Below are 21,827 nucleotides of genomic sequence, written 5' to 3' on the forward strand. Positions count from 1 at the left end.
CACAAACACGTCCCCGCCCGCATCCAGCCCCTCCCCGCCTGACGAACGCCCCGGTCCGCTCACCGCGGCATCCGCACCACCTGAGAAGAACGCCCATGACCACCGCCGACCTCGCAGCCATGACCGGCCTGGAACTGATGCGCTGGGTGCGGACCGGACGCCCACCGACAATCCCTCCATCGGCGGCCTGCTCGGCATGCGCTTGGACGAGGTCGAGCACGGCCGCATCGTCATCTCCCTCGACGCCCGCCCCGACTTCGCCAACCCCCTCGGCGCCGTCCACGGCGGCATCGCCGCCACCCTCCTCGACTCCGCCATGGGCTGCGCCGTCCACACCACCCTCCCCGCCGGCGCCGGCTACCCGCCGAGGGCACCGTCACAATGCGGTAGTCGGCACTTTACGAGGGTGGCATGGTCCCTCGAAAAAGTGTGCCAAGCATGCCAGGTCATGACCAGCCCGCCCCCTGTATGCCGATCGTGACCTCAACTACGCAGCACAGGATGGGCCGTCACAAGGCCCAGGCACTCGCCCGAAAATCGGTGGAGGCGCGCTCCCGTGTGTCGTTACCGTGCTCTCGCCCACAGTCACCTTGTCAAGGACGTGCCGTTGTACACCAAGTGAGACCTCCCAAGCGCTGATCGTCGCGCGTCGCACATGTGCGCCGTGCTCCTTTTCGCTGCGGCCTTCTCACTGGAATCGGTGTAACTCTGTGTCCAAGAACCGGGCGGTCGTGCCCACCTGCCTGCTAATCGTGCTCCGCCGTTGCCACAGGTGCCCGTCCGGGCGCATCCGGGTGGACGGCACATTCCGCGTCAATGTGAACCACAAGCTGCGGATGAACGTGCGTTCCGCACAACCCGAGCTCCCGAACCTGCCGTACGACAACTGCCCCGGTCTGGTGGCCGAAGGGCTTCAGGCTCTGGTTGTACGGCGCCGCGGCGTGGGCGGCTCGGGTCGAATCGAGCGGCCGGCCTGGCAGTCGCCGTACGGTCCGCCGCCGCCCCGGGCACACCGGGGCCGGTGGGCGCCTGTGCCGGTGTTGGCCAGGTCTCGATCCGCTTTGCGACGTGGACTCCTGTGCGGCCGGTGCGACTGATCGTCGAAGGCTTCGGCTTTTCGTGAGCCGAGGTCGAGTGACCGGCTGGCGGTGCACGCGCCTGCCTCGCACGCCACCTTACGGCCGGGCGCTGCCGTGGCAGTGAGCCGCTCGTGCTAGGTCACGAGGTGCTGTGCTGCGCCGCAGGTCGGCTGTGCCCACGCTTTGGTGCCACGATGGTCGGCCACGCCCGCGTGGCACCGTCCTCTCAGCCTGACGCCCGTCCCCACAGCCCGCACCGCCTCCTTTGGGGGCAGACTCACTACTGCCCGCGGCGTGTGACCGCGCCGGGACCAGGCGCGCGCCTTCGGCGGACGCAGGAGCTGTCCCGCCTCGTCCGCGAAACACGGCCAGGCACCCGATGGGGCGGCCGACACGTATCGTCGTACCGGGATGGGGCATTCAGCGGTACGTCGGCATCCTTTTGAGTTGCGGGCTGGTGGGATGAACTCGTTTGCGGCTGTGCTGACCAACAGAGTCGGTTGACTTGGCGTGGAAAGCGATCGCTTCTCCGACGCGTCTCTTGTGAGGGCAGCTACCTTGATCAACAGGCGGAGCGTACTGCGGGCAGGCAGTGTGGGTGTTTTGGGGACGGAGATTTTGGGTTCGCAGTCGCTGCCCGCCGCTGCCGCGCCGCCCACCGAAGAGACGGAGCGGTTCAGCCAACGGGACTGGGAGTTGCTGGCTCAGGCGCTGTCGTCGCGTTCCACTCTCTACCGGCCGGGAGATTCCGGCTACCCGCCGCTGGCGCTTCCGTTCAACCATCGGTACGCCGGAGTCCGCCCTGCTGGCATCGTGGCGTGCGCCACCACCCGAGATGTCCAGGCGGCGGTCCGCTGGGCCCGCACGGTGGGGCTGCCCGCCGTGCCTCGTTCCGGGCTGGGCCACAACTACGCCGGGTACTCTGCCACCACTGGTCTGCTGCTCAACATGGCCCGGATGAAAAGCATCGTCTCCACCCCGCGGCCGGGTGCCGGCTCCCGGACCCGGACCTACGGGCGGATGAGGGTCGTTCACGGCGCGGGTACCGTCACCGTGGGAGCCGGGGTCACCAACGGCGACCTGCACCCACTGCTGGAGGACCGCGGTATTTTCGTGCCGACCGGCCGCTGCCCTACGGTCGGGGTGGCCGGACGCCAACGTCAATGCCATCGGCCAGTACTACGGCTCCCTCGAGGAGTTGCGCGAGACCCTGGCCCCGCTGCTCGCCATCGGCACGGCTGAGGAGCGCGCTCGCAACAACGCGTCCGTCCGCGAGGTCGCTCCGGGTGTGGCGAGCGTGCTGCTGAGCGCCACCACTCCGGTGCAACAGTTCGCCACCAAGTCGGCGGTTCTGACCTCACGGACGCTCCTGACCGATGACCAGATCGGTGCCGCCGCCGAACAACTGCTGGACTGGCCTGGCAGCGACAACGAGGACGGAGCCGGGTTCGCCATGTTCGCCCTCGGCAGCGAGATCAATCAAGTGCCGCCGGACGCCACGGCGTTCGTGCACCGAAATGCCGTGTTCATCCTCGCCGCCGAGACCTCCTGGGCGGATTATGATCCGCCCCGCGTCGCCGACGCGAACCTTCACTGGCTCCGTGAGTTCTACTGCGGGATTTTCGGTGACACGCCGCCCCCGCATGCGTATCAGAACTTCCCCGACCCGACCCTGAAGGACTGGCGGCGGGCCTACTACGGTGCGAACTACGACCGGCTGGTACGGGTGAATCGTAAGTACGACCCGACCAACTTCTTCAGCTATCGGCAAGGGGTCGGCACCTGACGTTCTCAAACAAACGTTGCCCTCGGCCACTGCCGCGTATTCCTGCTGGCTGAGCGGATCCTGTGTTCACTCGGCCGGGAGGGCGTGGTCCGCGTCTTGCCTCTGCACTGCCACACGCTCGCTGAGGTGGATGCGTTCCTCGCCGCCACCCAGGCCATCGTGGAGCGCGCGGCCGGATAGTCCGCGAACCGGCCTCCCCATATTTCGCCTGCGGAAGGCAGGCGTTGTCTTCCGGCGCCTTTCCGAACGCAGTCGCATCGTCGCGCAGCCTCAGGCCGGAAATAGAGTGTCGACCTCCGCTGGTTCGACCGTGCGGCCGTGAAAACCCGGTCCTGCCGTCTACGACGCGCGTGATCCGCGAGGCGCCCGGCCTGGGGTTACCCGAGTTTGTTTGTCCGCGCCCGTTCTCTAAGCTGGTGGTGATGACGATGACATACCCGAAGTCAGGCTTCAGCCACCGCAGGTGCGTGGAAGTGAGGCCTGTATGACGAGCAGCCAGACCTGGTGGAGCCGTATCGGCGGGTACGCGGCAGATATCCTGTCGGTGCTCGCCGATGAACCGGAACGGACCGTCGTGCGTTGGCGCGACCTCGAGGTAAGCGGCCGGGAATTCATTGATTCCGTTACCGGCACCTACCGCACCATGCGCGATCTCAATATCGGGCCGGGCAGTGTGGTGGGCGTTCTGGTGGAACCAAACAGTCCGGACATGCTTACCGCGCGATATGCGGCGCATCTGCTGGGGGCGGCCGCCTGCTATCTGCGCACCACGAACCCCGGCTCGAACGCCGCCGCCCTGTCCGCTGTCGATCAGCTCCAGATGCTGCAGGAAACGCACGCTGCGGTGATCTACGCAGACGACGAAAACCGCGATCGCGCAACGGAGTTGGCGCACAGCACCCAAAGCCGTATCACTGTTCTGGGGGCGGCGCCCAAGGGAGATGTGCCGGCTTCCGAGACCGTCACGCAGTGGGACCCACGGCGGCTGGCTGTCGTCAGTTACACAAGTGGCAGCACAGGGCGTCCCAAGGGAATCCGCATCTCGGGCAGGGCCTGGGAAGGCACGGTCCGTACAACGCTCGCGCCTGAAACAGAGCCGATGCACCTCCTCGTCACCACACCTCTGAGCCACACTGTCGGTCCCATGGCCGATGCCGCGCTGGCATCGCGCGGGACAGTCGTGCTCCGGGAAGAATTCTGTGCCGAGCGGTTCGTGGACGATGTCGCGAAACACGGGATAACCCGGTCATTCATGGCGACGGCACACCTCTACCGACTACACGATCACCTGGTGGATCTCGGTTCGCCGGAGCGCACCGCCGACCGCCTGGCGACGCTTCGCTGTCTGATCTACAGCGGTAGCTCCGCGGCACCCACCCGCATCGCCAGCGCCGTGCGCCTTTTCGGGCCCATCCTCTTGCAGGCGTACGGCACCTCAGAAGGCGGCCGCGTAACCGTGCTCGACCCCGGTGAACATTACGACCCCCGGCTGTCCGCGACAGTCGGACGGCCGTTTCCCGAAGTCGAGATCTCCCTGTACGACACTGAATCCGGCGAGCAGGCCGCCCCCGGCGAGACCGGGGAAGTGTGGATGCGGTCGCCGCACCTCATGGACGGCTACTGGAACGACGGCGAACTCACCGCACGAGTCCTCCAGGACGGCTGGTACGCGACCGGCGACATCGGCTACCGCGACGAACGGGGCTACCTACGCCTCCTCGGCCGAACAGCCGACGTGGTGAAGGTGAACGGCGTCAAGATCTACCTCGCCGTCGTGGAGCAGGAAATCCTTGCGATGAGCGGCGTCCGGCATGCGGCGGTGTACGGCTGGCGAGACGACGACTCCATCGAATCCCTGCACGCAGCGGTAACGTTCCAACCTGGCTCAACACTGACCGCGGACGACATCCGGGCGCACGTCAGCACATCACTGTCCCCGGTGCATGCTCCCCTGGAAATCCTCGTGCTGGACAAGCTCCCGATGAACCACTCAGGAAAAGCCGACAAGGTACTTCTCCGCAGCCAACACGGCCGTCGCGCAGCCGCCCAACACTCAACTGAACGGCCGTCAGCTCGCTGACGGAACCTTTCTGATCCCGAGAACACCAGAGTGCTGAACGGGGAACAGCGCGGTGATCACCGATCTCTCGCCCAGAGACCGATGGTCACCGCTCTGTTCTCGGTTGTCACTGCAATGCGGACACGAGCTCCCGCTTGAGGACCTTGCCGCTGGGGCCCAACGGGAGCGTGCGGGCGAATTCGACGTGGCGCGGGCACTTGTAGCGGGAGAACCGCTGCTTACCCCACTCCACGATCTCGTCGGCCAAGCCGGAGGTGGCGTCCTCCGGCCGGGTGGGTACGACGACGGCCCACACCTCCTCACCCAGCACCGGGTGCGGCACGCCGACGACGGCCACCTGCGCCACGGCCGGGTGCCCTGCGAGCACCTCCTCGATCTCCCGCGGGTAGACGTTGTAGCCCGCGCGCAGGATCAGCTCCTTCTTCCTGCCCACGACGGTGAGGTAGCCGTCGGGGTCCAGCGTGCCGAGATCACCCGTGTGGAACCACCCGTCGCTGATCACCTCGGCGGTGAGGTCCGGGCGGCCGAGATACCCCGCCATGACGGTCTCGCCGCGCACCACGATCTCGCCCACCTCGCCGACGGGCAACAGCTCGACGCTGTCGGCGTTCGGCTGCGCAATGCCCACGGTGACGCCGTCGTCGATCGGCACCCCAACCGTGCCCGGCTGGCACGGTACGCCGGGGTGGTTGTAGGTCAGACTGGTAGAGGTCTCGGTCATCCCGTAACCCTCGCACACCGGACACCCGAACACGCGTTGGATGTCGTGGAAGGTCTTGACCGGGAGCGCCGATCCACCGCTGTACACCCGGCTGAACCGTGGTACCGGCCCGCCGTCCGCCGCTGCGTCGAGCAGCTTGAGATACATCGTGGGCACACCCATGAACACCGTGCACCGGTGCTCGGCCGTCAGCGCAAGGGCTTCCTTTCCGGAGAACCTCGGCATCAAGACCATGGTGATGCCCGCGTGGAAGGCGGACAGCATGCCGCAGATCTGGCCGAAGCCGTGGGAGAGCGGCAGACCTCCGAGCAAGACGTCGTCGGCGCGGAACGCGTACGGCGTGACGACCATCGTCGTGACGTTGCGAAGGATGTTCAGGTGGGTGAGCATGACGCCCTTTGGCGCGCCCGTCGTGCCGGACGTGTAGAACACGACCGCGATGTCATCCCGTTGGCGCGCAACGAACTTGTCGACCGGCGTGGTGTGCGCCGCGCTCCCCTCCAGGTCGACGACGGTCAGCAAACTCGTACCGAGCGGCTCCGCCGCTTCCCTCGCTGTGCTGCGGAAGGAGTCCGCGCACACCAGGAAGCGGACGTCGGCGTCGGTCAGCACATGTGCGATCTCGGACACAGACGACGTGCCGTTCAACGGAACGGCGACCGCACCCGCCGCCAGCACGCCGAAGTACACGAGCGGGAACTGCTCGTTGTCGACCAACAACATGGCGACCGCGTCCCCCGGCCGCACCCCGTTGGCACGCAGCACGGCGGCGTAGCGGCGTGCCCGCTCCCACAACCACCCGTAGGTGAAGTGTTCGTCCTGGCAGATCAGGGCGGAGTGGTCTGGCCGCCGTGCCGCCGTGTCGGCGAGCAGGGCGGCGAGCGAACCAGTCACCGCTGCGCGTGCTGGGCTCGCACGGTCGAGATGCCCACTTCCTGCCACACATCCAGCAGCGCGTCGGCGAACTTCTCCACGTCCGCTGTCTGGTGCGCGGCGGACGGAGCGATCCGCAGCACCTCTTCCCCCGTCCTGACACTCGGCGCGTTGACTGGCTGCACGTAGATGCCGTGCCGTTCGATCAACAGCTTCGACGCCAGCTTGCACATCGCGTCGTCCCCGACGAACGCGGATACGATGTGTGAGTCCTGGGAGATGTAGGGGATGTTCGCCTGCGTCAGCAGGCGCTTCAGCAGGTCGGCGTTATGCGCCAGCCGTTCCCGCTCGACACCCGACCGCCGCAGATGGCGAATGGACGCCAGCGCCGCCGCGGTCGTCGCAGGCGGCATCGACGTGGTGAAGACGAAGCCGCGGGAGAGCATCCGGACCGCATCGATCATCGCGGCGGGTCCGGCGATGTAGCCGCCTACCGTGCCGACCCCCTTGGCGAGCGTGCCCATGATGACCGTGAACTCGTCGGCGATCCCCTCGCGTGCCGCGATCCCGGCGCCTTCCGGCCCGTATATGCCGACCGCGTGAACTTCGTCCAGGAACGTGCTCGCGCCGTACTTCTTCGCGACGTCGGCGAACTCGGCGAGCGGAGCGATGTCACCGTTCATGGAGTGCACCGACTCCAGCACGATGAGCTTGGGCTGCTCGGGATCGGCCGATTCCAGCAACTCCTCGAGGTGCGCTGCGTCGTTGTGGCGGAAGATGTGCTTCTGCGCCCCGCTCCGCCGCAACCCGTCGATGATTGACGCGTGGTTCAGCTCGTCCGAGAACACCGCTGTGCCCTTCGGGTAGCCCGCCAGTACGGTCAGCGCCCCGTCATTCGCCGCGAAGCCGGATGTGAACAGCAGAGCGGCTTCCTTGCCGTGGAAGTCGGCCAGCTCCTTCTCCAGTTCGACGTGGTACGGATTCGTGCCTCCGATGTTCCGCGAGCCACCGGATCCCACACCATGCGCGTCGATGGCGGTGTGTGCCGCCTCAAGGAGCACGGGGTGCTGGCCCATGCCGAGATAATCGTTGCTGCACCATACGCTGACCTCGGCCTCGTGGTCGCCGCGGTTCGCGATCGCGCTGGGGAAACGGCCGGCCTGCCGGCCGATCTCCACGAACTCCCGCTTGTACTCGAGGTGATCCGCGGAGTCCTTTGTGTCAATGTAGTAATTCAGGTGACGCGACATAATAAATTCCTTGCACGCTCCAGTGTCCATTCGGATATGACGGCGGTCCGCGGGGCGAGTCAGCTCTGCGGCAGTACCTTGTCGAGCTTTCCCGTGTCCTTGGGGGGAAGCTCGTCCAGCACGACGACGTGGTGGGGAAGATGCGCGGGCGACGGTGGCTAGCGGACCCGTATCCGAATGTCGTCGGTTGTCAAGATCGTACAGGACCACCAGGCTACTCGTCGTCGTGGCGTCACTTTTGTGCACTCTTCCCGCTATTGGGAAACCGGGCTGCACCGGTTTCATCTTTCCTCACCCATCATTCGGGCAGCAGAATAGGGGGATAACCCCAACGGACCCCAGACTGTGGACCCCTACCGACAGCTGTCGCGGCCCACTGCTGGAAGCGCGTCAGTTCACCGACGCGGTATCCACGGTGTGAATGCCGAGATTCGCCCCGGAGGGTGCTGCCTGCCATCGCCCCCTCGACGGCGACTTGCGCGCTGGTGCTGCCTGCACCGGCATGAGGGATGGGCGCACACCGAAGGCAACGCTCGATCGGTGCGCCTCGGCCAGGTCGAGACCGGGCGGGTCATTCCCGCCGAGCTGCCCACGTCACGTCGCCTTTCAGACGCATGTCTATGATCGCAATCCTTAACGATCCGTTGGAGATAGCCGGGGCGGCGTGAGCGAGAGGTACGGCACCATGGTGGACCGCGACGTCCTGGTTCTCGACGATCCGGTGGGTCAGTCGCTCGGCGGTCACCACGCGCACCTCGCCCGCCGGTCCGGCGGGGCTGCCACCTACCTGCCGGGAGTCGCGACCTTCTCCGCGGTGTCCGCCGATCCGGGCGGGGCGGAATGGGCCGACCTGGCCGGGCTGCTCGGTCCGGGCGAATTCGCCGACATGTTCAGCTGTCCGGCCACTCCGCCGCCGGGCTGGGAGCCGGTCTTCCGTCTCGAGGGCCGTCAGATGATCTGGCCCGGCGTGGGTCGGCCGGATCACTCCGACGCGGAGACAGGGACCGATACCGGTGTGGTCGAACTGGGCGCGGACAGTGTGGCCGAGATGCTCGACCTCGTTGCGCGGACCGAGCCGGGGCCGTTCTGGCCGCGCACCCATGAACTCGGCACCTACCTCGGTATCCGCGAAAACGGCACGTTGGTGGCGATGGCGGGAGAGCGGTTGCGGCCTCCGGGGTGGACCGAAATCAGCGCCGTCTGCACCGCTCCCGAGGCGCGCGGGCGCGGCCACGCGGCACGTCTGGTCAGTGCGCTCGTCGCGCGGATCGTGGCCCGCGACGAACGTCCCTTCCTCCACGTGGCCGAGACGAACACCGGCGCGATAGCCCTGTACGAGCGGCTCGGCTTCACCACCCGCAAGCAGGTGACTTTTCGAGGGTTCCGCACACCGTGACGGCTCGCGGCGTCGTGGACCGCCGGGCCGACGACGCGAGATCGAAATGATGGCCCATGGCGTGGGTCTCTAACGGCCTGGGGTGGCGAGGGTGATGCCGCGGCTGTTCGGGGCGCCGGGCGCCGCCAGTACGGCCTGTGCCGCTCGCTCTCCTGCCGCGAGGGCGCCTTCGATGTGCCCGGCGTGGTCGGCCGCCGTCTCGGCCGACGCCCAGTGCAGTCGGCCGTCCAGCGCCGAGCCGCTGGTAGAGGGGATGGCCGAAGAGCGAGTAGTCGGCCAGCTGCCGCACGGTGGACGGCGACGTCCACTGCTCGGTACTCCAGTTCCGCACGTGCAGGACGTCGGGGGTGGCCGCGGCCGGACCGAAGAGCCGCCCCAACTGTGTGGTGACGGCCTTGTCGAATCCCGCTCGGACCCTGCGCGCGTGCGCGAATCCGAAGAGTGCGGCGGGTTGGCCGTCGGGCCCAGCCATGTCGTGGATCTCTTGCAGCGGGCCGGTCCTGCTGAAGGCCGCACCGGCCAGCCCCTCCTCCCGCCAGAACGCTGCCGGGTACTGGGCGACGACCTTGGCGACGGCCCCCATCCAGACCGGGGTGGCCCCGGGCGACTCGCACCAGGTCGGCGGGCAGCGCGTCGCCGAAGTCGACGCGCTCCAGTGCCAGGGCCGGTGGGACGCCTCGACGGGTTCAACGCCTTCCACCCCTCGGCCGCACCGGCACCGCCGATGACATCGCGGCCACGGTGGCTTTCCTGCTGTCGGACCAGACCGACTGGGTCACCGGCGCGGTCTGGGACGTCGACGGCGGCGTCATGGCCGGCCGCAACTGACCGCCCTCGCGCCCACCCATGCACAGGCCTCGGGCGATGGCGCCCGGGGCCCGCTTGACCGCGCAAGCCGAGGGCGCGACGCAGGAGGAACCGGCGGAGACCGCCACGCACGGGATCGGGTTACGCGCCGAGTGCGGCGCGGATGGCCTTGACCTTTTCCTCGGTGAACACGCCGCTGTCGAGGAGCGAGAGGACGGACAGCACGCCGCCACTGGAGCCCCAGCTGCCCTCGTCGATGACACGGAAGTTGACCCACCAGGTCGGCGACGGCTTTGGCAGGCCACAGGCGTCGGCCATCGCCGCCAGGGCGCGCTCGATGACGGCGGTCCTGACCTCCTGTCGCCAGTCTCCGTCCATGACCGCCACGTCGATCACCATGACGTCGGCGTCCGGCCCGATGTCCGCGAGGAGCCGTCCGCCGATGGCCATCATGTCGGGCTCGCGCTCGACGAAATGCACCTGGAACCCAACCCGCGCGGGCGGAGCGAACTGCCCCACCTCGGGCACGAGGACCGCGTCCGTCAGCGTCTCGGCCAGCTGACGGCGCTGTTCCTGGGTCAGGCGCCCCGTCGGGGTGTTCACAGTGATGATCGTCATTACCTCGTCCTATGACAGTCGTTATAGGCGGCGTCAGGGTACACCCGTATATAACGACTGTCATATCGTCAGGGTGTGGGGCGGTCCGCCATCGACTCGTTCTGAAACGTCAGTTGCTCCGGCGATAGCCTCCGCCGTGCGCCGCCTTCAGGCCCCGGGTGGGGTGTTCCAAGCGACGCGGAAGCCGGTGTTCCCACTGGAGCTGTCGGGGCTGTTGCTGGTGCGGGCGGCTACTCGGTAGCGGTTGCAGTAGGAGTCGTGGCACAGGTACGAGCTGCCGCGCAGGACCCGCGTGGCGTCATGGCGCGGCCCGGCTGGGTTGGCACAGGAGCCCTCTGTCCGGGAGGGGGTGGCCCACCGCCCTGCCAGATGTTGCAGCGGTGTTCGCCGCCGGGGGTGAGTTCATCGCCCCAGGCGAAGCGTTTGCCCTTACGACCAGCCGAACTGTTCGGCCTCGGTGCGGTACCCGGTCGCTTCGACGAAGGCGGCGAAGCGCTCGTTGGTCACGCAGTGGGCGTCGATGGCGAAAGGGGCCACGCTGACCTCGCGTACCGGCCCCTCGCCGTCGCCGGGATTGACGTCGGCGTCCTCGCTGCCCATGAGGAAGGTTCCGCCGGGGAGTCGTATGGCGGAGGCGTGGGCGCTATCACCGTTCCCTTCGGGCGGCGACGCGGAGACAGAGGTGGAGACGGCGGCAGGGCCGCCGGGGCGGCCGGGCGGGCAGCAGTGCGGGGACATGTGCGGCAATCTCCGTTCGGTGAGGGTGGATGGCGAGGTTGTGCCGAGCGCATGGGCGGCCGATGTCAGTGGGTGAGCAGCGCCGCCTGCGCGGTGAGCAGGAGGCCGGCGGCCGTGGCGCAGAACGCCACGGCCCGCAGCCGGTGCCGGCCGACGCCGGATGACCTGGTGGTCAGGGCCGCCGTCGCCGTGAGGCAGGCGCCCGCCGTGGTGACCAGCGGGGCATCGTGTGTCAGCCCGAAGCGCAGCGTCAGCGCCGCGGCCACCAGTGCTCAGAGCGCCGTGCGGCGACGGGCGAGTGCGGTCCGCTCCGCTTGAAGGCCGGGGTCGCGCGGGACTGCGGAGGGCGGGGGTGTTCCGGAGGGGTGCCAGGTGGTCACCGTACTCTCCAGACCAGCAGCAGCACGGCGATGCCCGCCAGGGACGTCCCCCAGGCCAGTGCGGTCAGCAGCCGGGTCATCGGGAGCGGGTGGTTGTGCCGCATCGCGCGCTGGACCCGCAGCCAGCGTCCGTAGGACGAGGCGCACAGCGCTGTCCCGGTCACGGCCAGCAGGGCCCCGAGCGCCGCGCCTGCTTCGCTGTGCCCGAGTGGCTGGACGAACTGCGCGACGGCGACGGCGCCGGCCAGCAGGGCCAGACCGGTTCTGATCCATGCGAGGAACGTGCGCTCGTTGGCCAAGGAGAAGCGGTAGTCCGGCTCCTCGCCCTCCTCGTACCAGGGTATGGCGGCGCCGCTTCGCGGTTCGCGCGGTCCGCTGCGTCTCATGCTCGTTTCCTCCCTGTGTCCGCGCTCCGGCCAGGCAGGAGGGTCTGCGCACACCGAGGGAGCGCACCGGGAGAGGGGGCGATGGGGCGCCTGGCCCCGGGCGTGGCGCCTGGTGCGCCGCTCTTTCCGGCCTGTCCGAACCAGGTCACCGAACTCGTCTATATCGCCGCCTTCGCCCTGGAACCCGGCACCTCGATGATGGAATGGATGGGCGGCGACTTCCCGCCCACGTGGAGCCACTCTCCCGACGGGCTCGCCGTGAAGGCGGGAGACGCGGAGGAGTCCATCTTCAGCGGGGTCGACCCGGCTCTGCCGCCCGCCGTCCAGGAGCAGTGGGCTGCGCGTGCCGCCCGCAGTCTGCGCGTCCCCTCAGGACACTCACCGCACCTGTCCCACCCCGAGGAGGTGCGACCGTCCTCGCGGAAGCTGTCGCACGGGCTTCATCGACAGGTGGCCGACCAGCCGGTTGTCCGGCGCCGGCGGTCTCGCCCGCCTGCGGCGCGGCGTGAGCGAGGCGGAGTTCCGCACCCGGCTGCGGCGGCCAGTACCTGCTGCTGGAATTCCTGGACTTCGAGGGTGAGCCTGCTACCGGTGCTGGGGTGGCTCGCGGGCTGGGGAGGGAGGGGGGGAGCCGCAGCGGCGGTTGGCACATCCACGCTCGGTGGGGGAGCGCATGGTGATATGGGTTCACTCAGCGGAAGGGAAGCTCACGTGATCGAGAAGATGCCCGAGACGGCCCGCCTGCTCCAGATGAGTGCACACCCCGAAGGAGGTTGGTACAAGGAAACCTGGCGCAGTGCCACTGAGGTGCAGCCGGAGGGCTACCCGGGGCGGAGGTCCATCTGCTCAGCCATCTACTTTCTCTTGCCTCCGGACGATGAATCCCGCTGGCACACCGTACGTTCGCCGGAACTGTGGTTGTGGCACCGTGGTGGCCCCTTGCTGCTCTTGCTGGGCGGTTCCGGGGAGAAGCCAAAAGAGGACCCGGTAGAAGTCATGCTCGGCCCCGACCTCGCGAGCGGACAACGGCCGCAGGCTCTCGTGCCGGCTGGCCACTGGCAGGCTGCTCGACCGGCTGGTGATGAAGAGGTGCTGGTGAGTTGTGTGGTCGCGCCCGGATTTTCTTTTGACGACTTCCAACTACTGCCAGGCGACTACTGACCTTCACAAGGGGCGCCTTGCCGCGACCGGTTGTTGGTTAGGATGACGCGTGAGGCTGGTCCTGATGCCCTTGGCCAGGGCGATGGGTGGCCGCGGGGCGGCTTGAGGGTGGGTCGAACACGACGGGGGGCTCGCGTTGGTCACTACCGCAGGTCGACCGGACGCGGTGGGCGTGTGACCGGCCAACCGCCGCCCGCGGTGCCCCCCTCGCCGCGCGGGTGGCTCGGGCTGATCGCGGCCTTCGCCGCGCTGGTGGTCGTCGTGCTCGGGGTCATGTACGCAGGCCACAGCCAGCCCGGCACGGTGGACGGGTGGATCCAGCCGGTGGTGGACGGTGTGGGGCCGCCGTGGCGGCACGTCGCTCTGGGCACGGACTTCCTGGGGGAGCCCGTCGGAGCGGCGACGCTGGTCGTGGCCGCCGTGACGGGCTGCCTGCTGCTTCGGTGTCCTCGTGCGGCGGTGCTCGTCGTTGCCGGTACCGGCATGACCGTGGGGACAGCGACACTGCTCAAGCACCTGGTGGGACGCACCATCCACGGTGACGGCAACCTGTCCTACCCGAGCGGGCACACCGCCTTCCTCACCGCGTTCGTCCTCGTGGTGGCGCTGCTCGCGGCCGGTCGGCTCGGCCTCGGCAGGACGGCCACCACGTCAATCGTGCTCGCCGCGGCGCTGGTTGCCGGTGCCGCGATGGGCTGGGCGCAGGTCGCCCTGGGCGCGCACTACCCGACCGACGTCCTCGGCGGCTGGTGCACCGCGCTGACGGTGATACCGCCGACCGCGTGGCTGGTCGACCGGCTGGCCGACCGGATGGCCGACGCCGGTCGGCGGGAGCGCTGACACTACGTCACGCCAAGCGGCGGAATACGGGCTTCACCGGTCGCCCGGCCATCCAGGGCGTGGGGTCACCGGCGTCCAGTGCCTTCCGGTACACCGCACACGCCTGGGCCACCACATCGACGGTGTGATCGATGTCGGTGTCGCTGAGCGCGCTGCTCACCACGAACGACGGTGCCAGTACCCCGCCCGCGAGGAGTCGGCGCAGGAACAGGGTGCGGTACCGCTGCGACGGCTGCCGGTTCTCGTCGAGGGTGGCGAAGACCAGGTTGCTGGCCCGGCCCCGGACGACGACGTGGTCGCCGACGCCCATGCTGGCCGCGACGTCGCGGACACCGGCGGCCAGCCGCTCGCCGAGGGCGTGCAGCCGCGCGGTGACGCCCTCTTCGACGTAGGTGGTCTGCACGGCCATCGCGGCGGCCAGCGAGTGCGTTTCCGCACCGTGCGTGGTGGACAGCAGGAACACCCGGTCGCCGGAGTGACGCAGCCCGCCCCGCTCCATCAGTTCGCGGCGCCCGGCCAGCGCGGAGACGGCGAATCCGTTGCCCAGCGCCTTGCCGAAGGTGGAGAGGTCGGGGACGACGCCGTACAGGCCCTGGGCGCCCGCCTCGGACCAGCGCAGGCCGGTGATCATCTCATCGAAGATCAGTACGCAGCCATACCGGTCGGCCAGCTCGCGCAGCCCGGCGAGGTACCCGGGCGGGGGTTCCGTGTGGCCGGCGGGTTCGAGGATCAGACAGGCGATCTCGTCCTCGTACCGGGTCAGCAGCTCCTCCGTGGCGGCCAGGTCCCCGTAAGGGAACGCCACGGTCAGCTCGGTGGTCGCCGCCGGAATTCCGGCGGACATCGGCGTGGTGCCGATGAACCAGTCGTCGACGGAGAAGAACGGATGGTCCCCGCAGATGGCCACCCGCGGCCGCCCGGTGACGGCACGGGCGAGGCGCACCGCGGCGGTGGTGACGTCGGAGCCGTTCTTCGCGAACTTCACCATCTCGGCCGTCGGTACGGTGGCCAGGAAGCGTTCCGCGGCCTCGACCTCCACGATGGACGGCCTGACGAAGTTGCTGCCGCGGTCCAGTTCCCGTCGCACCGCCTCGGTCACGCGGGGGTGGGCGTGGCCGAGGCTGACCGACCGCAGGCCGGAGCCGTACTCGACGTAGCGGTTGCCGTCGACGTCCCACACGTGGGCGCCCCGGCCGTGGCTGATCACGGGGGCCAGGTTCTCGGGGTACTGGTCGTCGCCCTTGGCGTACGTGTGCGCGCCTCCGGGGATCATGGCGTGCAGCCGCTCGTTCGCCAGCCGTGACCGGGGCAGGAGGAACTCTTCGGTGTCCACGCCGGCGTCAGCTCTCCTTCTGCTTCAGGACCTCGGCGAGGCTCGCCGCCTCCCGGTCCCGCTGGGACATCGATGTGGGCGGCAGCGGCCAGGGGATGGCCAGCTCCGGGTCGTCGAAGGCGATCGTCACGTCCTCGGCCGGATCGTGCGGGCGGTCGATCCGGTACGAGATGTCGGCGGTCTCGGTCAGCGCCTGGAAGCCGTGCGCGCACCCCGCCGGGATGTACAGGGTCACCTGCGTCTCGCCGGACAGGTCGAAGAAGGCCACGTTGCGGTAGGTCGGCGCGTCGGGCCGCAGGTCCACGACGACGTCGAAGATCCTCCCGTACGAGCACCGCACCAGCTTGGCCTCGCCCGCGCCGGAGCGCAGGTGCAGGCCGCGCAGCACGCCCCGGACCGAGCGGGACAGGCTGTCCTGGACGAAGGCGTCCGGGTCGAGGCCCACCGAGCGGACCACGTCGGCGTCGAAGGTGCGGCAGAAGAAGCCGCGTTCGTCGGCGTACGGCGTCGGCTCGAACAGGAACGCCCCGGCGATCTCCGGGACGTCTGTCGCTTTCATTCCGGTCATGGAGCCTCCCGCAAGGCGTGGGTGTGGTCGGTCGTCGGGAACAGGGCCGCGGTCAAGGCGGCGAACTGGTCCTCAAGTTGCCGGGCGGCGGCCAGGTTCCGCTCGGCGAGGGTCCGCCGCAGCTCCGCCGAGCGCTGCTCCAGCGCCCGGAACTGCTCGAGGAGCCGGTCGGCGTCGACCTCGCGAGCCGGGTGGCAGTACGCGGCAAGGCCCATCCGGTCCATGAGCGCGTCGCTCTTCGCCGCATAGCTGAGTGCGAGCGCCGGTGTCCCGGCCTTCAGCGCGCAGACCAGGTTGTGGTACCGGGTCGCCACCACGAAGTCGGCGGCCGCCGTCTCCTTCATCAGGTCGGCGAGCGAGGTCGCGTCCGCAGCGGTGACCAGCGGTGAGTCCACCGCGTCGAGGATCGCGGCGACCACCGGCGCGTCGCATGCGTCGCCGGTGAGCAGCCGGACCGGTCTGCCGTCCTCGACCAGCGCGCGGACGAACCGGGTTGTCCCGTCGAGGTAGCGCCGGTGGATCTCCTCGGCCCGGGCGCGGTCGTCGTTGCCGCCGTGGAAGTCCATGACGCCGACGCAGACCGGACCCGGCGGCCCCGAGGGCGTGCTCGTCGGTGGTGTCGGCAGGGCGAACGCGAGGTCCGGGTAGACCTCGTCGCGCGCGGTGTCCACGCCCATCGCCCGCATCGCGTCGCGGGACTGGGTGTCCCGGTACGACCGGTACGAGGCGAGCCGCGCCGACCAGCGCACCAGGGCCCGGGTCGGCTGGTTGCCGATGGCGGCGGCGCCCACGCTGACCAGCGCGACCCGGGTGCCGGACAGTCGGCCGCTCGCGCAGAGCAGGAACAGCGAGTACGGGAAGCCCCACGGCCGCAGCGGCAGCGTGGCCTCCAGGACGCCCATGCCCGGCACGATCACCACGTCGTGCCGCCGCACCCAGGCGGCGGTGCGGGCGGCGTCGAGGAGTTTGCCCAGGCCCTTGGCCGCGATCGCGCCCGCACGCGACGCGGTCCGGTACTCCCCGCGGTTCCAGTGCAGCCGCGTCGCGGGGATCCCGTACCGGGCCGTGACGACCTCGGGTCCGCCGCACAGCGCGTCCACGACCGCCTCCGGGTGCTCGGCGCGGAGGTAGCCGAGCACGGCTTCGAGCGACCCGTCGTTGCCGAGGTTGCCGGAGCCGAGCAGGCCGAACACTCCGACGCGCACCGGAGTTTCGTATCCGGACGTCATGTCTGCCGTCCCTCTCGGCCTGCGACGAGGGCGTCGACGGAGACGGTGAGCTTGGCCGGGTCGATCGGGGCGCGGTCCTCGACCCGTTCACCGGCGCCCGGCCGGGCCCGGCTGGTCATCCAGGCGGCCAGGTGGCGGTAGCACGCGCGCCGGTCGGCCGAGGACAACGGAGCACGCCGGATCGCCGCGACGAAACCCCAGACGTACTCGGCGAGCAGCCGCGGCGTCGGGTGCAGCAGGCCTGCCCGGCGCGGGTCGAGGTTGACGCACCGGGAGCGCTTCGACGGGTTCGCCCGCTCGGCGCGGGTGGGGTGGTCGCGGCGGAAGTACAGCAGCTCGGGTACCTGGTGGAAGGGCCCGTGCAGGCCGATCTCGGCGACGAACGCGCGGTCCGCGTGGTGGTAGCTGTCGTGCGGCTTCACCCGGCGCAGCACGTCGGCCCGCATCACCCCGTAGAAGTCGTCGCCGCCGGGTTCGAACAGCATGCTGCGGAAGCGCTCGGGCGCGTGCGGCGAGCCGGTGGCGAGCCCGTACTCGTACGGCACCTTCACCTTGCCGTCACCGTCGATGACCGCCTGGTCGGCGTGCGCGAGGATCACCTCCGGCCGCTCGTCCAGCGCCTCCACGCAAGCCCGCAGCAGGTCCCGGGCGTACAGGTCGTCGTGCGAGGCCCACTTGAACAGTTCGCCGCGGCACTGGGTGAACACATAGTTGTGGTTCGGCGCGGCGCCGATGTTCCGGGGCAGCCGGATGTACCGGATGCGCGAGTCCCGCGCGGCGTAGTCGCGGCAGATGTCCTGGGTTCCGTCGGCCGAGGCGTTGTCGGAGATGACCAGCTCGAAGTCCTCGTAGGTCTGGCCGAGCAGGGCGTCGAGCGATTCGGCGAGGTACTCCTCGCCGTTGTACACGGGCAGGCCGATGCTCAGCCGGGGGCGGGCGGTCATGGCGTCCTCACTTCGGGGATGGGGTTCTGGTGGCGCTCGCGCAGGGCGGAACACAGCTGCAGCCACCACACGGCCGAACCGCAGACGGTCGCGGCGGCGACGCCCCAGGCCGAGCCGACCGTGCCGGCCGCGGCGGCGCCGCCGAGCCCGCCGATGACGTAGCAGGCCGAGGCGATCAGTTGGCTGCGCAGGCTGCGCCGGGCCGCGCCGAGCGCGCGCAGTCCGGCCGCCGCGCCGGTGCCGAGCCCGGCGCCCGCGACGCCGAGCGTGACCGGCACGATGAGCTGCGAGGCGGAGTTCCAGACGCCGCCGAGCACGAACTCGCCGAGCTGGTCCGGCACCAGCAGCAGCGCCCCGCCCCAGAACAGCGCGGCGGCGGCCTGCCCGCCGCCCAGCAGAAGGCAGAACGCGCCCAGGCGGTGCGGGGCCCGCCGCAGCACCCGTGCCGCCTCCGCGACGGTGACCAGGGACAGGCCCATCAGCACCGCCATGAACGGGCCGAGCAGGAGTTCGGCGCCCCGGATCACCCCCACCGCGCCGACCCCGGCGATCGCGCCGAGCCCGTACGCCCGCAGCTGGCTCGCGCCGCTGTTGGTGACGTTCTCGGCCAGGTACCGGTAGCCGAGGTCGCGGTGCTCGCGAAGCCACTCGCGCGCTCCGGCCGTCCGGGGCCGGATGCCGGACTGGAAACAGCCGTACGCCGCGGCGACGGCGGCGGACGCGCCCCAGGCGAGCACGAAGGCTTCCACGCTGTCCACGCGGGCCGCCACCACCATGGCCGGGACGAGCGCGGCGCCCCACACGAGGTCGTTGACGAACGCCTTCCGCCCGGTCCCGGCGGCGAAGAACGCGAAGCGCCACGCGTCCTGCAGCAGCAGACCCGGCAGTACGACGCCGAGGCAGGCGAACGCGGACCCCAAGCGGCCGCCCAGGGCGAGCCCGGTTACCAGGGACACCGCGCCGAGGGCGGCACCGACGCCGAGCGCGGTACCCGACGACCGGGCCACCGCCGCGCGCCAGGACGCGGTCGGCACGCCGCTGAAGCGCACCACGAGCGGGTCGGTGGCCAGGCCGCGGGAGACGTTGAGCACCACGCCGTAGGTCACCCAGGCGAGGCTGAACACGCCGAACGCGGTCACCCCCAGCGAGCGGGCCACATAGATGCCCACCGCGAAGTTGGACATGCTGGAGGCCGCCTGGTCGGCCAGTCCCCAGGACAGCCGGCCGGCGAGGGCCCGCTTGGCGGATCCGGCCGGTGGCGCCGTTGTCCGCGGATTCTCCTCCTCGGTGGTCATCGGCGTCATGCCTTGATCAGCCCGGCGCCGTGCAGAGCGCCGGCCGCGACGGCGACGGTGTCGAACGGCAGCCCGGACCGCTCGGCGACGTCCAGCAGACTGTGCTCGCCGTCGGAGAGGCTGAGCACCCAGAGCATGGCCATCTGGGCCTGCTTGGTGTCGCTGCGGCCGCCGAGCGCGTCGTACAAACCGCGTCGGCCCAGCTGTGGTTCGCCGTACGGGCTGAGGTTGACGTACCGCCGGTTTCGGTCGAGGACGGCGAACGCCTCACGGCACACGGAGAGGGTGTCCGCCATCGCCTCCGGGGAGACGAAGTCCGGGTTGTCCGCCGAGGTGTGGTATTCGGGGTAACCGGCGTACGGGGTCCGGCTGAGCGAGCCCACGCCGAGGTTGAACCCGGGCGAGCAGAACTGCCGCTCGTCGTAGCCGTACGGAGTGAACTCGGTGACGTGGTGCGGGCGTTCGGACGCGTCCAGCACATGCCGCATCACCCGGTCGATCTCCGCGTCACCGCGCCTGCTCTGCTTGTACGTCAGCTGGCCCCGGTCTCCGGCGCAGGCCAGCACCAAGCCGTGCTTGACCCTTCCCCCAGCTCTCGGCTCCGCTCGAGCGGGGGATGCCCCATTGACGCGCTCCGCGTTGCGGGCCAGCCAGGTGATCGCCCCGATGGTGCCGGGCGCGAAGATGAACCGGTAGGTGTAGTACGGCGTCTGTTCCGCCAGCGCCCGGGCCAGGAACGTCGCCACCGCGATGCCGGCCAGGTTGTCGTTGGCCAGCGACGGGTGGCAGACGTGGCAGGAGACGATCACCTCGTCGGGGACCTGGCCGGGGACCACGTGCTCGGCGTAGGTGAGGTGACCGTCGGCGAGGGTGGAGTCGACGCACACCTCGTACTCGCCGTCCGGCAGCGCGTCCAGGGTCTCCTGGGCCAGGCAGAACCCCCACTCCGGCTTGTAGTAGCTGGTGCGGTACGGCACCCACGTCGGGTGGTCCGGCAGGGTGTGCAGGTGTGCGCGCAGCTCGGCCAGCGGCATGGTGGCCGACACGGGCACGCTGTAGCCGAGCACGTGCAGGCTGGACGCGGCGAAGTCGACGACCCGGTTGCCCGCGCTGTCGGCGATGTACGCGTCCCGGATGTTCCACTCCTGCGGCACCGTCCAGTCGAGTACCTGCGTCCCGGTCGGTACCTCGTGCACCTCCAGCGGGACGTACTCGCCGACGATCTCCAGGGTGGCGCGCACACCGTCGCCGGTGATGCTCCGGCACAGCGGGTACAGCCGCTCCACCAGCGCGTGCATCGCTTCGCCGACCTCGGTCACCGGCGCCACCGGAGGGTGTCGTCGACGGCACCGGCGTCGGACGCGGCGCGCAGTACGGCGAGCCTGGTGAAGCGCTGCTCGAAGTCCTCCCGGGTGAGCCCGAACATCCGGTAGGCGTCGGCGAGTTCGAGCGCGCCCCGCTTGACCGTCCACTCGCAGTCGAAGCCGGGTACCGCCGCGCGGAACCGGGAGAAGTCCACCCGGTACGACCGCGGGTCCGCCCCGTTCTCCCCGGTGATCACCACCTTCGCGCCGGACACCGCCTCGGCGACCTGCTCGGCGATCTCGGCGACCGTGACGTTGTTGGTCTCGCTGCCGATGTTGAACGCCCGGTCGTGCACCGCTTCGCGCGGTGCGGTCAGCGCGGCCGTGAAGGCCCGCGCGATGTCGGCCGCGTGCACCAGCGGGCGCCAGGGGGTGCCGTCGGAGAGCACGAGGACCTCGCCGGACAGGAGCGCGTGGCCCACCAGGTTGTTCAGCACGATGTCGGCGCGCAGCCGGGGCGAGTAGCCGAACGCGGTGGCGTTGCGCATGTACACCGGGCTGAAGTCGCCGTCGGCCAGCGCGTGCAGGTCGTCCTCCACCCGCACCTTGGACTCCGCGTACGGCGTCACCGGGCGCAGCGGGGCGTCCTCGGCCACGAGGTCGTCGCCGCCCGAGGCGCCGTAGACCGAGCAGGTGGACGCGTACAGGAAGCGCCGCACTCCGGCGTCGCGGGCCAGTCGGGCCAGGCGTACGGACGCGTGGTGGTTGATGTCGTAGGTGAGCTGCGGCGCCAGCGATCCCAGCGGGTCGTTGGAGAGCGCGGCCAGGTGGATCACGGCGTCGATACCGGTCAGGTGGTCGGCCGTGACGTCCCGCAGGTCCACCCGCGGTCCCGGCGGGTCCGCGGGCCGCGGGCCGAGGACGCAGTCGGCGAACAGGCCGGAGTCCAGGCCGACGACTTCGTGTCCGGCGGCCGTGAGCACCGGGGCCATCACGGTGCCCAGGTAGCCCTGGTGTCCGGTGAGCAGTACGCGCAAGG

General features: G+C 69.8%; 20 protein-coding genes and 3 pseudogenes. 8 read left to right on the forward strand and 15 right to left on the reverse strand.

All coding sequences use genetic code 11. The features are described 5' to 3' along the window. Window positions 1–95 precede the first annotated feature (95 nt). Window positions 96–361: pseudogene (locus ACZ6CL_RS20640) on the forward strand (PaaI family thioesterase); the annotation flags it as partial. 954 nt (window positions 362–1,315) lie between these two features. On the opposite strand, the pseudogene ACZ6CL_RS20645 reads toward ACZ6CL_RS20640, so the two are convergent. Next, window positions 1,316–1,453 (reverse strand): annotated as a pseudogene (locus ACZ6CL_RS20645) (IS630 family transposase); the annotation flags it as partial. Window positions 1,454–1,892: 439 nt separating this feature from the next. Here ACZ6CL_RS20645 and ACZ6CL_RS20650 point away from each other — a divergent pair. The 3 genes from ACZ6CL_RS20650 to ACZ6CL_RS20660 all read left to right on the forward strand — a co-directional run bounded on the left by ACZ6CL_RS20650 (window position 1,893) and on the right by ACZ6CL_RS20660 (window position 4,945). Beyond that, window positions 1,893–2,321, forward strand: a complete 429-nt coding sequence (locus ACZ6CL_RS20650) for an FAD-binding protein (RefSeq protein ID WP_468937653.1) — start codon at window positions 1,893–1,895, stop codon at window positions 2,319–2,321. Next, window positions 2,278–2,865, forward strand: a complete 588-nt coding sequence (locus tag ACZ6CL_RS20655; RefSeq protein ID WP_468937566.1) for a BBE domain-containing protein — start codon at window positions 2,278–2,280, stop codon at window positions 2,863–2,865. The genes ACZ6CL_RS20650 and ACZ6CL_RS20655 overlap by 44 nt, the downstream gene beginning before the upstream one ends. Before the next feature lie 484 nt (window positions 2,866–3,349). Next, the gene (locus ACZ6CL_RS20660) at window positions 3,350–4,945 is read left to right on the forward strand and encodes a class I adenylate-forming enzyme family protein (RefSeq protein ID WP_468937567.1); all 1,596 of its coding nucleotides are present in this window, start codon (window positions 3,350–3,352) and stop codon (window positions 4,943–4,945) included. 106 nt (window positions 4,946–5,051) lie between these two features. Here the strand turns inward: ACZ6CL_RS20660 and ACZ6CL_RS20665 are convergent, their stop codons facing one another. Together ACZ6CL_RS20665 and hemA are read right to left on the reverse strand one after the other, a co-directional pair. Continuing rightward, on the reverse strand, window positions 5,052–6,560 hold the full coding sequence (locus ACZ6CL_RS20665) for an AMP-binding protein (RefSeq protein ID WP_468937568.1): 1,509 nt from the start codon (window positions 6,558–6,560) through the stop codon (window positions 5,052–5,054). After that, on the reverse strand, window positions 6,557–7,789 hold the full coding sequence (hemA, locus tag ACZ6CL_RS20670; RefSeq protein WP_468937569.1) for a 5-aminolevulinate synthase: 1,233 nt from the start codon (window positions 7,787–7,789) through the stop codon (window positions 6,557–6,559). The genes ACZ6CL_RS20665 and hemA overlap by 4 nt, the downstream gene beginning before the upstream one ends. Before the next feature lie 685 nt (window positions 7,790–8,474). Here hemA and ACZ6CL_RS20675 point away from each other — a divergent pair. Beyond that, window positions 8,475–9,185 carry a GNAT family N-acetyltransferase gene (locus ACZ6CL_RS20675; RefSeq protein ID WP_468937654.1) on the forward strand — a complete coding sequence of 237 codons (711 nt, stop codon included), beginning with the start codon at window positions 8,475–8,477 and terminating at the stop codon, window positions 9,183–9,185. Here ACZ6CL_RS20675 and ACZ6CL_RS20680 read toward each other — a convergent pair. Then, the gene (locus ACZ6CL_RS20680) at window positions 9,139–9,768 is read right to left on the reverse strand and encodes an FAD-dependent oxidoreductase (RefSeq protein WP_468937570.1); all 630 of its coding nucleotides are present in this window, start codon (window positions 9,766–9,768) and stop codon (window positions 9,139–9,141) included. The genes ACZ6CL_RS20675 and ACZ6CL_RS20680 overlap by 47 nt on opposite strands. Here ACZ6CL_RS20680 and ACZ6CL_RS20685 point away from each other — a divergent pair. After that, complete coding sequence (locus tag ACZ6CL_RS20685) at window positions 9,729–10,013, forward strand: SDR family oxidoreductase (protein WP_468937655.1); 285 nt, start codon at window positions 9,729–9,731, stop codon at window positions 10,011–10,013. The two genes, ACZ6CL_RS20680 and ACZ6CL_RS20685, sit on opposite strands and share 40 nt — an antisense overlap. A gap of 120 nt (window positions 10,014–10,133) precedes the next feature. Here the strand turns inward: ACZ6CL_RS20685 and ACZ6CL_RS20690 are convergent, their stop codons facing one another. From ACZ6CL_RS20690 to ACZ6CL_RS20705, 4 genes and pseudogenes are all read right to left on the reverse strand, one after another. Next, window positions 10,134–10,610, reverse strand: coding sequence for a tautomerase family protein (locus tag ACZ6CL_RS20690; protein WP_468937571.1), 477 nt, complete (start codon window positions 10,608–10,610; stop codon window positions 10,134–10,136). 147 nt (window positions 10,611–10,757) lie between these two features. Beyond that, window positions 10,758–11,348, reverse strand: a pseudogene (locus ACZ6CL_RS20695) (formylglycine-generating enzyme family protein). 65 nt (window positions 11,349–11,413) lie between these two features. Continuing rightward, window positions 11,414–11,614 carry a hypothetical protein gene (locus tag ACZ6CL_RS20700; protein ID WP_468937572.1) on the reverse strand — a complete coding sequence of 67 codons (201 nt, stop codon included), beginning with the start codon at window positions 11,612–11,614 and terminating at the stop codon, window positions 11,414–11,416. Window positions 11,615–11,724: 110 nt separating this feature from the next. Continuing rightward, window positions 11,725–12,114 carry a YidH family protein gene (locus ACZ6CL_RS20705; protein ID WP_468937573.1) on the reverse strand — a complete coding sequence of 130 codons (390 nt, stop codon included), beginning with the start codon at window positions 12,112–12,114 and terminating at the stop codon, window positions 11,725–11,727. 711 nt (window positions 12,115–12,825) lie between these two features. On the opposite strand from ACZ6CL_RS20705, the gene ACZ6CL_RS20710 reads away from it, so the two are divergent. Beyond that, the gene (locus ACZ6CL_RS20710; RefSeq protein WP_468937574.1) at window positions 12,826–13,275 is read left to right on the forward strand and encodes a cupin domain-containing protein; all 450 of its coding nucleotides are present in this window, start codon (window positions 12,826–12,828) and stop codon (window positions 13,273–13,275) included. 174 nt (window positions 13,276–13,449) lie between these two features. Then, window positions 13,450–14,115 (forward strand): phosphatase PAP2 family protein, encoded by a 666-nt coding sequence (locus tag ACZ6CL_RS20715; RefSeq protein ID WP_468937575.1) that lies wholly within the window; start codon window positions 13,450–13,452, stop codon window positions 14,113–14,115. 7 nt (window positions 14,116–14,122) lie between these two features. Here ACZ6CL_RS20715 and ACZ6CL_RS20720 read toward each other — a convergent pair whose 3' ends face one another. Genes ACZ6CL_RS20720 through ACZ6CL_RS20750 form a run of 7 tightly spaced genes read right to left on the reverse strand, consistent with a single transcriptional unit; the run spans window position 14,123 to window position 21,825 of the window. After that, the gene (locus ACZ6CL_RS20720; protein ID WP_468937576.1) at window positions 14,123–15,448 is read right to left on the reverse strand and encodes a glutamate-1-semialdehyde 2,1-aminomutase; all 1,326 of its coding nucleotides are present in this window, start codon (window positions 15,446–15,448) and stop codon (window positions 14,123–14,125) included. 7 nt (window positions 15,449–15,455) lie between these two features. Next, window positions 15,456–16,007, reverse strand: coding sequence for a dTDP-4-dehydrorhamnose 3,5-epimerase family protein (locus ACZ6CL_RS20725; RefSeq protein WP_468937656.1), 552 nt, complete (start codon window positions 16,005–16,007; stop codon window positions 15,456–15,458). 5 nt (window positions 16,008–16,012) lie between these two features. Then, a complete protein-coding gene (locus ACZ6CL_RS20730) occupies window positions 16,013–17,245 on the reverse strand; it encodes a polysaccharide pyruvyl transferase family protein (protein WP_468937577.1) in 1,233 nt (410 codons plus the stop codon). Continuing rightward, on the reverse strand, window positions 17,242–18,189 hold the full coding sequence (locus tag ACZ6CL_RS20735) for a glycosyltransferase family 2 protein (RefSeq protein ID WP_468937578.1): 948 nt from the start codon (window positions 18,187–18,189) through the stop codon (window positions 17,242–17,244). Before ACZ6CL_RS20735 ends, ACZ6CL_RS20730 begins: the two co-directional genes overlap by 4 nt. After that, on the reverse strand, window positions 18,186–19,484 hold the full coding sequence (locus tag ACZ6CL_RS20740; RefSeq protein ID WP_468937657.1) for a hypothetical protein: 1,299 nt from the start codon (window positions 19,482–19,484) through the stop codon (window positions 18,186–18,188). The genes ACZ6CL_RS20735 and ACZ6CL_RS20740 overlap by 4 nt, the downstream gene beginning before the upstream one ends. 5 nt (window positions 19,485–19,489) lie before the next feature. Then, window positions 19,490–20,812 carry a DUF4910 domain-containing protein gene (locus ACZ6CL_RS20745; RefSeq protein ID WP_468937579.1) on the reverse strand — a complete coding sequence of 441 codons (1,323 nt, stop codon included), beginning with the start codon at window positions 20,810–20,812 and terminating at the stop codon, window positions 19,490–19,492. Further along, a complete protein-coding gene (locus tag ACZ6CL_RS20750) occupies window positions 20,800–21,825 on the reverse strand; it encodes an NAD-dependent epimerase/dehydratase family protein (protein WP_468937580.1) in 1,026 nt (341 codons plus the stop codon). Before ACZ6CL_RS20750 ends, ACZ6CL_RS20745 begins: the two co-directional genes overlap by 13 nt. Between the last annotated feature and the right edge of the window lie 2 nt (window positions 21,826–21,827).

It is taken from the genome of Streptomyces sp. NPDC041200, from assembly GCF_055591805.1.

Excerpts from the sequence above, each read along its gene's own strand:
- ACZ6CL_RS20660 (WP_468937567.1), top strand. The coding sequence starts at position 3,350 with ATGACGAGCAGCCAGACCTGGTGGAGCCGTATCGGCGGGTACGCGGCA.
- hemA (WP_468937569.1), bottom strand. The coding sequence starts at position 7,789 with ATGTCGCGTCACCTGAATTACTACATTGACACAAAGGACTCCGCGGAT.
- ACZ6CL_RS20675 (WP_468937654.1), top strand. The coding sequence starts at position 8,475 with ATGGTGGACCGCGACGTCCTGGTTCTCGACGATCCGGTGGGTCAGTCG.
- ACZ6CL_RS20680 (WP_468937570.1), bottom strand. The coding sequence starts at position 9,768 with ATGGGGGCCGTCGCCAAGGTCGTCGCCCAGTACCCGGCAGCGTTCTGG.
- ACZ6CL_RS20690 (WP_468937571.1), bottom strand. The coding sequence starts at position 10,610 with ATGACGATCATCACTGTGAACACCCCGACGGGGCGCCTGACCCAGGAA.
- ACZ6CL_RS20705 (WP_468937573.1), bottom strand. The coding sequence starts at position 12,114 with ATGAGACGCAGCGGACCGCGCGAACCGCGAAGCGGCGCCGCCATACCC.
- ACZ6CL_RS20725 (WP_468937656.1), bottom strand. The coding sequence starts at position 16,007 with ATGAAAGCGACAGACGTCCCGGAGATCGCCGGGGCGTTCCTGTTCGAG.
- ACZ6CL_RS20730 (WP_468937577.1), bottom strand. The coding sequence starts at position 17,245 with ATGACGTCCGGATACGAAACTCCGGTGCGCGTCGGAGTGTTCGGCCTG.
- ACZ6CL_RS20735 (WP_468937578.1), bottom strand. The coding sequence starts at position 18,189 with ATGACCGCCCGCCCCCGGCTGAGCATCGGCCTGCCCGTGTACAACGGC.
- ACZ6CL_RS20740 (WP_468937657.1), bottom strand. The coding sequence starts at position 19,484 with ATGACCACCGAGGAGGAGAATCCGCGGACAACGGCGCCACCGGCCGGA.